A 14,690-nucleotide genomic window follows, 5' to 3' on the forward strand; every position below is an offset into this window, starting at 1 on the left:
CCGCCGGACCCTCACCCGGCGCTGCCGTCGCGCAGCCGACGCAGCACCTCGGGCAGCCCGTCGGCCGGGCGCTCGACCAGGAAGAGCTTGTCGCGGCTGGCCGCGCCGGACCGCAGCGACACCGCCGCCGGCCGGACCCCGAGCGCGTCGGCCAGCGCCCGCCGGGCCGCCTCCGTGGCCCGGCCGTCCACCGCCGGCGCGTGCACGGCGACGACCAGGGCGGGGCCGTACGGCCCGTCGAACCGGCCGCCGACCCGGGCCCGGGCCGCGCCGGGCTTCACGCGCACCGCGACGGTGAGCGGGGTGTCCACGGTCGCCATGGTCAGCGTGGCCGGGCGTCGGTGAGCAGCGTGGTGGCCACGGCGCAGTAGGCGCACGGCGTGAAGCCGAGCCCGACCGCCTCGGCGACCGGCAACGGCTCGTCCGGCCGGCCCACCAGGTGGGGGCAGTCGACCAGGTGGAACCGGGGGTGGCCGTCGACCACCCGGACCTCGTCGGGCAGTCGCACCAGCCGGGCGACCTCCCCGGCGGAGAGGAACTCGGCCGGCGGGTCGCCGGCGAGCGGCCCGCCCGGGGCGGGCGAGGTGGGTGCCGGCTCGGCCACCGGTGGGAAGGCCGAGTCCGGCGCGTCCGGCGCGTCCGGTGGGAAGGCCGGGTCCGGCGCGGCGTCCGGCTCGTCCGGTGGGAAGGCCGAGTCCGGCGCGGCGTCCGGCGCGGCCGGCGGCGAGTACGCGCCGGTCCACGGGGCGTCCGGTGCGGGCGACAGCGGATACCCGCCCACGTCCGGCTCGACCGGCGGCGAGTGGACAGCGGTGGACGGGGCGTCCGGCGGCGAGTAGGCGCGGGCCGCCGGAGGGTAGGGCTCGGTCACCGGCGGACCGGGCGGTTGCCGCCACCCGGGTCCACCGGCACCGACCGTGGACGTGTGGTGCGGGACCGGGCTCACCGGCTCGTCCGGGGACGGGCCGGTGGGTGCGGTCCGGGACCGCGGCCCGGCCTCCCGTCCCGCCGTGGCCCGGGCCGCGGCCGCCTGGCGGGCGAACACGACGAAGGCGACGGCGGACAGCAGGCTGGCCGCGATGGAGACGATCAGCAGCGGGCTGGACCCACCGGCCAGCCCGACCACCAACAGCACGACCGCGACGAGGATGAGCAGGACGCTGGCGGCTATCACGGCTCACCCCCGGCCGCGTCGTGTCGGACTGGTGCCGTCGGTGGCCGCCACGGGGACGGCCACCGACGCGGGATCAGCGGCCGGACTCGAGCGAGCCGGCGCCGCGGCCACCGCCGAAGGAGCCGGCGAGGCCGGCGGTGGCGAGGCCGTTGCTGCCACCCACGGCACGGGTGCCCTCGCGGTTCATCTCGACCTCGATGCCCTGGCCACGACCGTCGAGGTCCCGCAGCTGGCTCTCCAGGTACGCCTTGAGGCGCGTGCGGTACTCGCGCTCGAACTGCTTGAGCTCCTCGATGTGCTTCGACAGCGCGGTGCGCTTGGCGTCCAGGCCGCCCATGGCCTCCTGGTGCCGCTGGCGGGCGTCCCGCTCCAGGGCGTCGGCCTTGGCCCGCGCCTCGCGGGTGACCTCCTCGGCCTTGGACCGGGCCTCGGAGAGCAGGCTGTCGGCCTCGCGCCGGGCGTCGGAGACGTGGTCGTCGGCGGTGCGCTGGGCCATCATGAGCACCCGCAGCGCCTGCTGCTCGCCGTCACCGGTCACGCCCACCGGGCCGCTCTGGGTGCGGACCTGCTCCAGCTCGGCCTGCATCGCCCGGGCCGCCTGCTCGGCGGCCGCCTTGTCGCGCTGCACGCGGTCGAGCTGGGCCTTGACGTCGTTGAGCTCCGCCGCGAGCCGGGCGTCGCCGCCGGGGCCGGCGGGTGCGCCACCCCGACCGCCGCGCTCCACCTGGGCGCGCAGCTCGTTGTTCTCCTCGATCAGACGGGCCAGCTCACGCTCGACCTCGTCCAGGAAGGCGTCGACCTCCTCCTCGTCGTACCCCCGCTTGCCGATCGGCGGCTTTTTGAAGGCGACGTTGTGGACGTCGGCCGGGGTCAGCGGCATCGAAACTCCTCGGGTCAGTTGCGGCCGCGAAAGCGCTCTGGTCAGGCGAACGCCACGATCAGGCGCTGTAACACGAACTCCATCAGCACGAACAGGATAACCAGGAGCACAAGGGAGGCCAGGTCGATGCTCACGGTACCAATTCGCAGTGGTGGGATCACACGCCTCAACGCTCGCAGGGGCGGATCAGTGACGCTCCACACGACTTCCAGTCCCGCCGATGCCCCCCGGCCGGGTTGCCACCGGCGACCGTAGGCCAGCACGGCCCCGAGGACAAATCGAGCCAACAGGACAAGCAGGAAGAAATACAGCAGCAGGTAGAGCACCTGGAACAGGATCGACAACACAGCAGGCGACGTCCCTCGGTCGTGCGGGCTAGCTCAGGCTGAAAAAGCCGCCCTCAGCGATCTTGGCCTTGTCCTCCGCGGTGACCTGGACATTGGCCGGTGAGAGCAGGAACACCCGGTTGGTCACGCGCTCGATCGTACCGCGCAGGCCGAACGCGAGCCCCGCGGCGAAGTCGACCAGTCGGCGGGCGTCCGCCTCGTCCATCTCGGTGAGGTTGATGATCACGGGAACGCCGTCCCGGAAGTGCTCGCCGATGGTCCGCGCCTCGCGGTAGGTGGTCGGGTGCAGCGTGGTGATCTGGTAACGCTGCTCGTCCTCCGGGACTACCGCCCGCTCACGCGGCGGGGCCTGCGGCGCCAGGGCGAGGTTGTCCCGGGTGTGGTACGACAACGCGCCGGAGCTCTCCCCGGCGGAGGAACGCGTGATGGAGCGGACACTCGCCCGCTCCGCCCGCTCCGCACGGTCGGCCCGCTCCGGACGCTCGGACTCGGCGCGGTCGGTGTCGACGGCGCGGCTCGTGGCGCGCTCGGTCAGCCGACCCCGGTCACCGGGCCGGGCCCGGGGCGCCGGCGGCTCCTCCGACTCCTCGTCGTCCTCGTCGGCGAACTCCTCGGCGTACCGGCTCGACCGGTAGCGCGACGAGTCGCGGTAGCCACCCTTGTCGTAGCCACCGTCCTCGTACGCCCGCTCGTCGTCCTCCTCGACGAGACCGAGCCAGACCCCCGCCTTGCGCAGTGCACCCATCCCCGCGCCCTTCCGTCCGCCGTGCGGCACGCGCCCCCGTGCCGTGTCGCTTGATCACGAGTGGACGATCATGCCCACCGGACCGGACCGGCAATCCCCTGACGTGCGGTTCGCGGCCCGCCCGTCACGGCCCCCGGCTACGGGAACGCCGTCCTGAACAACACTGATGTAATTTGCTTCCGTCAGGGCCAGGCTACCCCAGCGTGGGGCGCATTCCGAGCAACGCGCTGCCGACGCGGACATGTGTCGCGCCGTGGCTGATCGCGCTCTCCAGGTCGCCGCTCATCCCCGCCGACAGCGCCGTCGCGCCCGGATGGTCGGCGCGCAGCCGCGCCGCCACCTCGGCCAACCTGGCGAACGCGCGGTCCGGCTCCCAGCCCAGCGGGGCCACCGCCATCAGGCCGGCCAACCGCAGCCCGCCCGCCCCGGCCACCGCGGCGGCCACCGGGTCGAGGCCCCGTTCCGGGTCGGCCACGCCCGGCAGCGCGCCGCCCCGGGCCGGGTCGCCGTCCACGCTCACCTGCACCAGCACGTCCAGCGCGCGGTCCCGGGCACCGGTCGCGGCGGCGTCCAGGGCGGCCGCCAGTCGCACGCTGTCCACCGACTGGACCACGTCGGCGTACCGGACCACCGAGCGGGCCTTGTTGCGCTGCAACTGCCCGATGAAGTGCCAGCGCGGCACCGCCTCGGCCCCGGCCACCGCCGCCGCCTTCGGCGCCGCCTCCTGGTCCCGGTTCTCCCCCACGTCGGTCACGCCGAGGCCGGCCAGCGCGACCACGTCGGCGGCCGGGTACGTCTTGGTCACCGCGACCAGGGTCACCTCGTCGGGACGCCGGCCGGCCACCGCGCAGGCGTCGGCGATCCGGGCCCGGACCCGGGCCAGGCCGGCCGCGAGCTCGGCGCGACGCTCGGGTCGCACCACGATGGGTGAGTCCGTCATCGGCGCGGTTCAGGACCCGTTCTTGAGGAAGTCGGGCACGTCGACGTCGTCGAAGAGCACCCGACGCGACGGCTGCTGCGGCGCCGGCATGGTGGACGGCGGGTTCGCCGGCGCGTTCGGCTGGGTGGGCGGGTTCTGGTTGCTCTTGCGCGGCGGGTCGACCGCCTTGTAGGCCGGGGTGCCCCCGTCGAAGCCGGCCGCGATCACGGTCACCCGCACCTCGTCGCCGAGCGCGTCGTCGATCACCGCGCCGAAGATGATGTTGGCGTCCGGGTGGGCCGCGTCGGTGACCAGTTGCGCCGCGTCGTTGATCTCGAACAGGCCGAGGTCCGAGCCGCCGGCGATGGAGAGCAGCACGCCCCGCGCGCCGTCCATGCTCTGCTCCAGCAGCGGGCTGGAGATGGCCGCCTCGGCCGCCTCGACGGCGCGGTTCTCGCCCCGGGCGCTGCCGATGCCCATCAGCGCGCTGCCGGCGCCGCTCATCACGCTCTTCACGTCGGCGAAGTCGAGGTTGATCAGGCCAGGCGTGGTGATCAGGTCGGTGATGCCCTGGACACCGGAGAGGAGCACCTGGTCCGCCGTGCGGAACGCGTCCATCATGGAGATGTTGCGGTCACCGAGGGCGAGCAGCCGGTCGTTCGGGATCACGATGAGCGTGTCGCACTGGTTGCGCAGCTCCTCGATGCCCGCCTCGGCCTGCACCTGGCGGCGCTTGCCCTCGAACGAGAACGGCCGGGTGACCACACCGATGGTGAGCGCGCCGAGCTTGCGGGCGATGTTCGCCACCACCGGCGCGCCGCCGGTGCCGGTGCCGCCGCCCTCGCCGCAGGTGACGAAGACCATGTCGGCGCCCTTGAGCACCTCCTCGATCTCGTCGCGGTGATCCTCGGCGGCGTTCTTGCCGACGTCCGGGTTGGCGCCGGCGCCCAGCCCCCGGGTCAGCTCCCGGCCGACGTCGAGCTTGACGTCGGCGTCGCTCATCAGCAGCGCCTGCGCGTCGGTGTTGATCGCGATGAACTCGACGCCCTTGAGCCCAACCTCGATCATCCGGTTGACGGCGTTCACGCCGCCGCCCCCGATGCCGACGACCTTGATGACCGCCAGGTAGTTGTGCGGAGGTGTCATCTCCGGTCCTTTCCCTTCGAGATTGGCATGGGCCGACCCCACACGGCTTGGCCGGACCAGAGGAGAACCCTCACCCTCTACTAGAGGCTTAGAGTTATGTCAACCACTGATCTCTTCGGGGCAACGTATGCGCCGCCGCGCCAGGAGCCAAGGACCCTTTCCGGCGTGTCGCCGACCGAGCGACCGGCGACACACCGGTCGTTCGCTGACTGACCGGTCACTGGAAGGTGACCACGTCCGGCGCGCTGACGTCGATCCGGTCGGTCCGGCGCGGCAGCAGCGCGGTCGCCACCGCGGACTTGTCCGCGCTGCGGGCGGCGTCCCCCCAGAAGACCTGCCGGTCGCCCCGCAGCAGCAACGTGATCCGGGCCAGCCCGGCCACGTCCACCGTGACCAGCTCGGCGCGCAGCTTCTCCCCGAGCGCGGCGAGCACCGCCAGCCCGGCCCGGGTGCCCGGGTCGTCGGGGCCCGGCCGGGCCACCCGGATCAGCGGCAACCCGTCGGGCGCCCGGTCCAGGCGCTGGAAGACCACGCCGGCGGCGTCCACGACGGCGAAGCGCTCGCCCTGCGGCACCGCGGCCACCGGCACCCGCTCCTCGACCCGGATCACCAGCGTCGCCGGCCAGTCCCGCTCCACCGTGGCCCGGGCCACCGGCGGCAGCGCGCCCACCCGGCGGGCGGTCGCGGCCAGGTCCACCCGGGCCAACGGCGCGTCGTCCGGCACCGCCGCGGCGTCCCGGATCTCCACCGGCGTGACCAGCCGCGCACCGACCACCCGCACCTCACGGACGCCGAACAACCCGGTGCCGAGCACCGTCCAGGCAACCAGCGCGGCCACCGCGGCCACCGCCGCGGCCACCGCCCACGGCAGCGCGGCGCGCATCCGCCGCTGCCGCGCGCGGGCCATGAAGCGACGGGTGGACGGCGGCACCGCGTCCGCCCCGGCCCGGACCAGCTGCCAGCGCCGGACCGGGCTGCGCCGCCCCGCGCCGCCGTCCTGGCCGGGGGTGCGGCCCCGGGCCGGGCCGGGACTCATCCGGCGGTGGTCGCCGCGCCGTCCGGGCCGACGCCGGCGCCGAGCGCCGTGGCGCCGCCGGTGCGGGCGATCAGGGCGTCCAGCAGCTGGTCACCCATCAGCGAGATCGGCGGCGCGCCCATGGTCACCACCACGTCACCGGTCCGGGCCCGACCGGCCACCTCGGCCGGCACGTCGTCCCACGCCTCGACGAAGACCTTCCGGTCCGCCGGCAGCGGCACCGCCTCGATCAACGCGACCGACCCCTCCCCCGGCTCGCGCGGCTCGCCGGGGCCGAAGACCTCCAGCAGCACCAGCTCGTCGGCGATGCCGAGCGCGGCGGCGATCTCCGCCTGGAGGTCGCGGGTGCGGTACAGCCGGTAGGGCTGGAAGACCACGATCAGCCGGCCGTCGCCGGCCACCTCCCGCAGCGTCTGCAACGCCAGCGTCATCGAGGTGGGGTGGTAGGCGTACTCGTCGTAGACCAGCACGCCGTCCGCCACGCCCTTGCGCTCGAACCGCCGCCGCACGCCGGGGAACGCGCCGAGCGCGGCCTCCGCCGCCGCCACCGGCAACTCCAGCAGGTACGCGGTGAGCACCGCGGCGGCGCTGTTGAGCGCCATGTGCCGGCCCGGCATCGGCAGCCGGATCTCGCCCAGCGACCGGCCCTCGACCTCGGCCAGGTAGCGCACGCCCTGCGCCGAGGAGGCCACGTCGCTCATCCGCAGGTCGGCGTCGGCCGACTCGCCGTACGTCCAGACCCGGCGGCCCTCCGCCCGCAGCGTCTCGGCCAGCCGCCGGCCACCGGCGTCGTCGGCGCAGGTGACGATGAAGCCGTCCGGGTCGGTGAGCCGGGCGAACTCGGCGAACGCCGCCTCCAGGGTGGCCAGGTCGCCGTACGTGTTGAGGTGGTCCGCCTCGACGTTCGTGATGATCGACAGGAACGGGCGGTAGATGAGGAAGGAGCGGTCGCTCTCGTCCGCCTCGACCACGAAGTGCTCGCCGGTGCCGTGGTGCGCGCCGGAGCCGACCTCGGAGATCTCGCCGCCGATGACGAAGGACGGGTCGGCGCCGGCCTGCTGGAGCACCATGGTGACCATCGACGTGGTGGACGTCTTGCCGTGCGTGCCGGCCACCGCCACCGTGCGGCGACCGGTCATCGCGGCGGCGAGCGCCTCGGAGCGGTGCAGCACCCGCAGGCCCCGGCGGCGCGCCTCGACCAGCTCCAGGTGGTGCTGCGGGATGGCCGAGGAGTAGACGACCGTGTCCACCCCGTCCAGGTTGGCCGCCTCGTGCGTGGAGTGGATCGTCCCGCCCAGCGCGCGCAGGCCGGCCAGGGACGGCCACTCCCGCAGCTCACTGCCGGAGACCGGCAGGCCACGGGTGAGGAAGAGCCGGGCCAGCCCGGCCATCCCGACCCCGCCCACCCCGATCAGGTGGATCCGGCCCAGGTCCTCCGCCGTCATCGTGCCGGCGGGCGTGAACTGCGCGGTGTTCATGAGAGGTACCTTCCCGTCGCGACGGCCCGCATCAGCAGAGCCGCCTTCGTTCGCGGCTGCGGGGCTCGCAAGCTCACTCCTCGCGCTCACCCGGAGACCGCCTCGTAGACGAAGTTCAGCAGCGCCACGTCACCGTCGCGGCGGCCGTAGCCGGCCGCGGCGCGGCTCATCGCGTGGAGTCGTTGCGGGTCCCGGATCAGCGGGATCACGGTGCGCTCCACCCAGGCCGGGGTCACCTCGGCGTCGTCGGCGAGCAGCCCACCGCCGGCCTCCACCACGGGCAGCGCGTTGCGCTTCTGCTCCTGGTTGCTGTGCGGGTAGGGCACGTAGACCGTGGGCAGGCCGATCGCGGCCACCTCGGCGCAGGTCATCGCGCCGCCCCGGCCCAGCATCAGGTCGGCCGCCGCATAGCCGAGCTCCATCTCGGACAGGTACGGCAGCGTCACGTACGGGACCGGCAGGTCGGTGGGGACGGAGACCGGCTCGTTGCGGGCGCCGATCACGTGCAGCACCTGCACACCGTGGCGGGCCAGCTCCTTCGCGGCACCGGAGACCGCCAGGTTGATCGAGCGGGCGCCCTGCGAGCCGCCGGCCACGAAGAGCACCGGCAGGTCGGGGCGGAGGCCGAAGTGCGCGCGGGCGGCGTCGCGCAGCGCCGCCCGGTCCAGCCCGGCGATGCCCCGACGCAGCGGCACCCCGACCACCCGCGCGTCGCGCAGCGCCTCGGCCTGGACCGGCTGGTGCGGGAAGCCCACCGCGACGTTCTTGGTGAACTTCATGCCCATCCGGTTCGCCACGCCCGGTGGCACGTTCACCTCGTGGATGACGATCGGCAGGTCACGCCGCCACGCGGCCAGGTAGCCGGGGACCGAGACGTACCCGCCGAAGCCGACCACCGCGTCGGCCCGCACCTCGTCGATCACCTTGCCCGCCGCGCGGGCCGCCTTCCACATCCGGTCCGGCGTGCGCACCAGGCTCATGTTGACCGAGCGGGGCAGCTGGTAGGCCGGGATCTGCCGCAGGTCGTAGCCGGCCGGCGGGATCAGCTCGTTCTCCAGGCCCTTCGGTGTGCCCAGGCAGGTGATCCGGACGCTCGGGTCGTGTCGGCGCAGGCAGTCGGCGAAGGCGAGCAGCGGGTAGATGTGCCCGCCCGTACCCCCTCCGCAGAGCACCACCGAACGCAGCGGACCCATCAGCGTCTCCTCTCGTTCGCCGCGCCGGCGCGCGCCCGGTCGGACCGGGCGCCGCGGGTCGCGGCCTGATCGTCCTGCCGACGCTGACGGGACCGGGGCACGGGCCCTCGGTCCGCCGGGGGCGGCGCCGGTCGACGGCGCCGGCCGGGAAGCGGCGGCAACGGGGCCCACACTAGTCGGACCCATCGGGCCGGCGGACGGGCGTTCAGGGCCCGGGCCGCGTCCGGTTCGGCGCGGGCGAAGGAGGCGAGCATGCCGATCGCGGCCAGCGTCACCACCAGCGCGCTGCCACCGTCGGAGATGAACGGCAGCGGTACGCCGGTCAGCGGCAGCAGCCCGGTGACGCCGCCGATGTTGATGACGGCCTGGCCGACCAGCCAGGCGGTCACGCCGGCCGCGGCGAGCCGGCGGAACGGGTCCTCCACCCGGCGGGCGATCCGCATGCCGGTGTACGCCAGCACGGCGAAGAGCACCAGGATCACGGTGCAGCCCACCACGCCCAACTCCTCGGCGACGATGGCGAAGATGAAGTCGTTGTGCGCCTCGGGCAGCCAGTCCCACTTGAAGACGCTCTGGCCCAGGCCGACGCCGAACCAGCCGCCGTTGCCGATCGCGTACCGGGCCATGATGGGCTGGTAGCAGTTCTCCAGCTTCAGCTCGATGCAGGTCTGCGGATCGGGCGGTTCGAGCCACATGGTGAGCCGGCCCAGCCGGTAGTTCTCGGCGTCCCGGGAGCCGGAGCCGGCGCCGAGCGAGGCGGCGGCGACCAGCAGGCCGATGCCGGCCAGGCCGATCGCGGAGAGCGCGGCGAAGACCCGGGCCCGGACGCCGGCCGCCCAGAGCAGGCCGACCACGAGCGCCAGCAGGCAGAGCATGCTGCCCAGGTCGTTGTAGCCGACCAGCACGAAGATCAGGCCGACCACCGGGAACAGCGGCGTGGCCAGCTCCCGCCACCAGCCCAGCGCGGCCCCCTTGCGGGCCAGCACGTGCGCCGCCCACAGCACCAGCGCGAACTTGGCCACCTCGGCCGGCTGAAGCGAGATCGGGCCGAGGGAGAGCGAGAGGAGTTCGCCCTTCAACGGCCCGATGGACGCCACCCCGAACAGCGATTCCAGCGCGACCAGCAGGTTGAGCAGGAGCAGCAGCGCCACCGCCACGCCGAGCGCGGGGCGGCTCACCGCCCGGAACGTCCGCGCGGGCAGCCGCTGGCAGGCCCAGAACGCGCCGACGCCGATCACCGCGAAGACGGTCTGCTTGGTCAGCGAGGCGGCGGCGTCACCGCCCTCGGCGTAGTCCCGCACGCTGGTCGCCGAGAAGACCATGGTGAGGCCGATCAGCAGCAGCAGGCCGGCGCTGGAGAGCAGCAGGTAGTAGGAGGCCAGCGGCCGGGCCAGCAGGCCGCGCAGCGCGGCCAGGCCGCCCGCCGGGTCCCAGCGCGCGGCGGCCGGCGACTCGGCCGGCGGCGTGGCCGCGGGCGCACGGCGGACCGGTGGCTCGTTGCTGACCTGGATGTCTCGTCCCTCCCCCACCCGCTCATCATGGCGGCTCGACCCGCCCGCCCGTGGCGCAACCGTCCGGTCGGCGTGTCGGATCGTAAGGAGGGGCCCCTTTTTAACAGACGTCTGTTAAAAAGGGGCCCCTCCTTACACAGCTAGCTGACCGCGGCGAGGAACTCGCTGTAGAACAGGCCCAGCGCGATGGCCACGCCGATGCCGGCGATGATCCAGAACCGGACCACGATGTTGACCTCGCTCCAGCCGGCCAGCTCGAAGTGGTGCTGGAGCGGCGACATCCGGAACACCCGCTTGCCGGTGGTGCGGAACGAGATGATCTGGATGACCACGGACATCGTGATGATCACGAACAGGCCGCCCAGGATCGGCAGCAGCAGGATGGTCCGGGTGGACATCGCCATGCCGGCGATCAGGCCGCCCAGCCCGAGCGCGCCGGTGTCACCCATGAAGATCCGGGCCGGTGAGGTGTTCCACCAGAGGAAGCCGACGCAGGCCCCGGCCGCCGCGCCGGCGATCAACGCGATCTCCAGCGGGTCGCGCACGGTGTAGCAGTACGCCTCGTTGTAGTTCGGGTCCGCGCACCAGTGCCGGTACTGCCAGAACGCGATCAGCGCGTACGCGGCGAGCACCATCACCGAGGCGCCGGTGGCCAGGCCGTCCAGACCGTCGGTGAGGTTGACGCCGTTGGTCGCCGCCATCACCACCATGATGATGACGATGACCGCGCCGATCTTGCCGATCTCCAGCGCCGGGATGTCCCGGATGAAGCTCAGCGTGGTGCTGCCCACCGTCTCGGTGTTGGTGGCGTTGCCGCTGACGTCCTTCATGCTCGACGGGAAGTAGACCGCCACCGCGCCGAAGACCGCGCCGACCAGGATCTGCCCGGCCAGCTTGCCGCGCTTGTTGAGGCCACCGCTGTGCCGCTTGCGGACCTTGAGGAAGTCGTCGATGAAGCCGACCGCGCCGGAGAACACCATCAGCCCCAGCAGCACCAGCGCCGTGATGGTCGGCTCGACCTGCGCGATCTGCGCGTCCGGCAGCGTGGTCAGGGCCAGGTGCCCGGCGACGTACGCGATCACGGTGGCCAGGATGAAGACCACGCCGCCCATCGTCGGCGTGCCCTTCTTGCCCTCGTTGCTGGCGAGCCCGAGGTTCGATCGGATCGGCTGGCCGGCCTTGAGCCGGGCGAACACCTTGATCGCGATCGGGGTGCAGAACAGCGAGATCAGGAACGCGACGCCGATGGCGACGATGACCGCCCTCATGCGGCGCCGCCCTCCGTCTCCGTTTCCCGGGCGTCCGCGCGCAGCGCGTCGGCCACGTCCCAGGTCCGGTACCGGGAGCCCTTCACCAGCACCACGTCTGACGGACGCAGCTCGCTCCGCAGCACCTCGACGGCCGCCGCCTGATCGGTGAGCAGCACCGACTCTCCTCCCCAGTTGCCTACCGCTGTCGCGCCCTCGTGGATCGGCGCCGCCGGCTCGCCCACCACGAGCAGCCGGTCGATTCCCAGCTCGGCCGCGAGCCGGCCGACCTGCTGATGTCCTTCCCGTTCGAAGTCGCCCAGCTCGGCCATGTAGCCGAGCACCGCGACCGTACGCCCCTCCCCGCGCATGCTCGCCAACGCGCGCAGCGCCACGCCGGTGGAGGCCGGGTTGGCGTTGTACGAGTCGTCGATCACGACCACGCCGTCGGGGCGTTCGAACACGTCCATCCGCCGGGTGGAGACCAGGCCCAGCTCGCCCAGCGCCGCCGCCAGCTCGGTCAGCGGCAGGCCCAGCTCGCGGGCGACCGCCGCGGCGGCCAGCGAGTTGGACACCTGGTGCCGGCCGGTCAGCCCGAGCCGCACCGGCGCGCTGCCCTCCGGGGTGACGAGGGTGTACGAGGGCCGTCCCCGGCCGTCGACCGTCACGTCCACGGCGCGCACGTCGGCGCGCTCCGACTCGCCGTAGCGCACCACCCGGGCCCCGGTCCGCGACGCCATCGCGTCGACCCGCGGGTCGTCGGCGTTGAGCACCGCCAGCCCGTCGTCGGGCAGCGCCTCGACCAGTTCCCCCTTGGCGAGCGCGATGGTCTCCACCGAGCCGAACTCGCCCAGGTGCGCCACCCCGACGTTGAGCACCACCGAGATCCGCGGCGGCACCACGTCGCACAGGTAGCGGACGTGACCCACGCCCCGGGCGCCCTTCTCCATCACCAGGTAACGCGTCTCCGGCGTGGCCTGCAACGCCGTGTACGGGTGCCCCAGCTCGTTGTTGAACGAACCGGGCGGCGCCACGGTCGGGCCGAGCCGGACCGCGAGCTGGGCGATCAGGTCCTTGGTGGTGGTCTTCCCGGACGAGCCGGTCAACCCGATCACGGTCAGGCCGGGCAGCCGGTCGACCACCGCGCGGGCCAGCCGGCCCATCGCGTCGAGCGCGTCGTCGACCAGCACCATCGGCACGCCCGGCAGCTCGCGGGCGCCGAGCACGGCGACCGCGCCGTCCGCCACCGCGCCGGCTGCGTAGTCGTGGCCGTCCACCTTCTCGCCGGGGAACGCCACGAAGAGCCCACCGGAGGTCACCTTGCGGGAGTCGAACTCCACCGTGCCGGTGACCCGGGCCTCCGGGTCGGCCCCGGCCAGCCGGCCGCCGACCGCGGCGGCCACCTCGGCCAGCGTCAGCGGGATCATCGCCCACCCGCCAGGTCCCCGAAGCGGGCCCGCAGCGCCGCCGCCAGCTCCACCCGGTCGTCGAAGGGCAGCACCTCGCCGCCGATCTCCTGGCCGCGCTCCTGCCCCTTGCCCAGCACCGCCACCACGTCACCCGGTTCCGCCACCCGGACCGCCTCCTCGATCGCCGCCCGCCGGCCGGGCACCTCGATGACGCGGGCCGGGGCGGCCGCGGCGTACGCGCCGGCCAGCACCTCGGCCCGGATGGTGGCCGGGTCCTCGGTCCGCGGGTTGTCGTCGGTCACCAGCAGCACGTCGGCGCCCCGGGCGGCCACCTCGCCCATCACCGGCCGCTTGCCCCGGTCGCGGTCGCCGCCGGCGCCCACCACGCAGACCAGCCGGCCACCGGTCAGGCCGCGCAGGGCCGTGAGCACCGCCTCGATCGCATTCGCCTTGTGCGCGTAGTCGACCACGCCACGCACCGGGGCGTCGCCGCTGACCAGCTCCAGCCGGCCGGGCACGCCGCCGCAGGCGGCCACGCCCTGCGCGGCGGTGGCCGGGTCGACGCCGGCGGCGACCAGCGTGGCGACGGCCAGCAGCGCGTTGGCCACGTTGTGCCGACCCGGCAGCGCCACGCCGGTGGGTAGCGCCACCGCGTCCGGGCCGTGCAGCGTGAAGCGCTGCGCGTACCCCTCGCCGGAGATCCGGTCGGCCCACCAGGTCGCGTCGTGGTCGCCGGCCGCCGAGTAGGTCACCGTGTCCGGCTTGTACAGCGGGCGCAGCGCCGGGTCGTCGTGGTTCAGCACCTCGACCCGGCAGCGGCCGTCGAAGAGCCGGGCCTTGGCCGCGAAGTAGTCCGCCTCGTCGGCGTGGAAGTCGAGGTGGTCGGAGCCGAAGTTGGTGTAGCCGCCGACGTCGAACCGGACGCCGCCGACCCGGCCCATCACGAGCGCGTGGCTGGACACCTCCATCACCACGGCGTCCACGCCGCGCTCGCGCGCCACCGCGAGCATGGCGTGCAGGTCGGTGGCCTCCGGGGTGGTGCGGACGCTGTCCACCACGAGGTCGCCGAGGCGGGTCTCCACGGTGCCGATCAGGCCGGTGACGTGCCCGGCGGCGCGCAGCCCGGACTCGATCAGATAGCTGGTGGAGGTCTTGCCGGCGGTGCCGGTCACGCCGATCACGGTCAGCCCGGCGGTCGGGTCACCGTAGACCGTGGCGGCGACCGTGCCGAGCACCCCCCGGGCGTCGTCGACGACCAGCACGGGCAGGCCCGCGTCGGCGGCCAGCGGCGCCCCGGCCGGGTCGGTCAGCACGGCCATCGCGCCGGCGGCGGCCGCGGCGGCGGCGAACTCCGCGCCGTGCCGGCGTGAGCCGGGCAGCGCGGCGTACAGGTCACCGGGGTGGACCTCGTGGCTGGCGTGGGTGACCCCGGTGACGGCCACCTCGGCGGCCCCCGGGGGCGGCGCCACGGCCAGCAGGTCGGCGAGGTCGCCGAGCCGGACGGGAAGCACGGTGGCGGGACGTGGATTGCCGGGCACGGCGTCAGACCCTACCCGGTCGTCCGGTTCCGACCGCACAGCCGCCCCGGTGGTTCGTCGCCACCCA

At 74.0% G+C, this 14,690-nt stretch carries 13 protein-coding genes and 2 pseudogenes; all 15 read right to left on the reverse strand.

Translation table 11 applies throughout. The annotated features are described in order from the left end of the window. Positions 1 to 11: 11 nt before the first annotated feature. Positions 12 to 320, reverse strand: a complete 309-nt coding sequence (locus tag ACH495_RS21080; RefSeq protein WP_396859418.1) for a DUF167 domain-containing protein — start codon at positions 318 to 320, stop codon at positions 12 to 14. A 2-nt stretch (positions 321 to 322) separates the two neighbouring features. Then, a pseudogene (locus ACH495_RS21085) lies at positions 323 to 517 on the reverse strand (hypothetical protein); the annotation flags it as partial. 351 nt (positions 518 to 868) lie between these two features. Beyond that, a pseudogene (locus ACH495_RS21090) lies at positions 869 to 1,174 on the reverse strand (hypothetical protein); the annotation flags it as partial. Between the two features lie 73 nt (positions 1,175 to 1,247). Then, positions 1,248 to 2,054 carry a DivIVA domain-containing protein gene (locus tag ACH495_RS21095; RefSeq protein WP_396859419.1) on the reverse strand — a complete coding sequence of 269 codons (807 nt, stop codon included), beginning with the start codon at positions 2,052 to 2,054 and terminating at the stop codon, positions 1,248 to 1,250. 41 nt (positions 2,055 to 2,095) lie between these two features. Further along, a complete protein-coding gene (locus ACH495_RS21100) occupies positions 2,096 to 2,401 on the reverse strand; it encodes a YggT family protein (protein ID WP_091059628.1) in 306 nt (101 codons plus the stop codon). A gap of 28 nt (positions 2,402 to 2,429) precedes the next feature. Further along, positions 2,430 to 3,146 carry a cell division protein SepF gene (locus ACH495_RS21105; protein ID WP_396859420.1) on the reverse strand — a complete coding sequence of 239 codons (717 nt, stop codon included), beginning with the start codon at positions 3,144 to 3,146 and terminating at the stop codon, positions 2,430 to 2,432. Positions 3,147 to 3,339: 193 nt separating this feature from the next. Further along, on the reverse strand, positions 3,340 to 4,086 hold the full coding sequence (locus ACH495_RS21110) for a YggS family pyridoxal phosphate-dependent enzyme (protein WP_396859421.1): 747 nt from the start codon (positions 4,084 to 4,086) through the stop codon (positions 3,340 to 3,342). A 9-nt stretch (positions 4,087 to 4,095) separates the two neighbouring features. Continuing rightward, positions 4,096 to 5,211, reverse strand: coding sequence for a cell division protein FtsZ (ftsZ, locus tag ACH495_RS21115; RefSeq protein ID WP_396859422.1), 1,116 nt, complete (start codon positions 5,209 to 5,211; stop codon positions 4,096 to 4,098). Positions 5,212 to 5,428: 217 nt separating this feature from the next. Beyond that, a complete protein-coding gene (locus ACH495_RS21120) occupies positions 5,429 to 6,247 on the reverse strand; it encodes a cell division protein FtsQ/DivIB (RefSeq protein ID WP_396859423.1) in 819 nt (272 codons plus the stop codon). Beyond that, entirely contained in the window at positions 6,244 to 7,725 is a 1,482-nt protein-coding gene (gene murC, locus ACH495_RS21125) for a UDP-N-acetylmuramate--L-alanine ligase (protein ID WP_396859424.1), read from the reverse strand. Before murC ends, ACH495_RS21120 begins: the two co-directional genes overlap by 4 nt. A gap of 86 nt (positions 7,726 to 7,811) precedes the next feature. Next, positions 7,812 to 8,918 (reverse strand): undecaprenyldiphospho-muramoylpentapeptide beta-N-acetylglucosaminyltransferase, encoded by a 1,107-nt coding sequence (gene murG / locus ACH495_RS21130; RefSeq protein ID WP_396859425.1) that lies wholly within the window; start codon positions 8,916 to 8,918, stop codon positions 7,812 to 7,814. Next, complete coding sequence (locus ACH495_RS21135) at positions 8,918 to 10,447, reverse strand: FtsW/RodA/SpoVE family cell cycle protein (RefSeq protein WP_396859426.1); 1,530 nt, start codon at positions 10,445 to 10,447, stop codon at positions 8,918 to 8,920. The genes murG and ACH495_RS21135 overlap by 1 nt, the downstream gene beginning before the upstream one ends. Before the next feature lie 122 nt (positions 10,448 to 10,569). Next, positions 10,570 to 11,697 carry a phospho-N-acetylmuramoyl-pentapeptide-transferase gene (gene mraY / locus ACH495_RS21140; protein ID WP_396859427.1) on the reverse strand — a complete coding sequence of 376 codons (1,128 nt, stop codon included), beginning with the start codon at positions 11,695 to 11,697 and terminating at the stop codon, positions 10,570 to 10,572. Further along, on the reverse strand, positions 11,694 to 13,103 hold the full coding sequence (murF, locus tag ACH495_RS21145; RefSeq protein WP_396859428.1) for a UDP-N-acetylmuramoyl-tripeptide--D-alanyl-D-alanine ligase: 1,410 nt from the start codon (positions 13,101 to 13,103) through the stop codon (positions 11,694 to 11,696). The genes mraY and murF overlap by 4 nt, the downstream gene beginning before the upstream one ends. Beyond that, on the reverse strand, positions 13,100 to 14,662 hold the full coding sequence (locus tag ACH495_RS21150) for a UDP-N-acetylmuramoyl-L-alanyl-D-glutamate--2,6-diaminopimelate ligase (RefSeq protein ID WP_396859429.1): 1,563 nt from the start codon (positions 14,660 to 14,662) through the stop codon (positions 13,100 to 13,102). The genes murF and ACH495_RS21150 overlap by 4 nt, the downstream gene beginning before the upstream one ends. Positions 14,663 to 14,690 lie beyond the last annotated feature (28 nt).

The organism is Micromonospora sp. NPDC018662 (genome assembly GCF_044391475.1).
In the GTDB taxonomy this organism is placed as follows: domain Bacteria; phylum Actinomycetota; class Actinomycetes; order Mycobacteriales; family Micromonosporaceae; genus Micromonospora.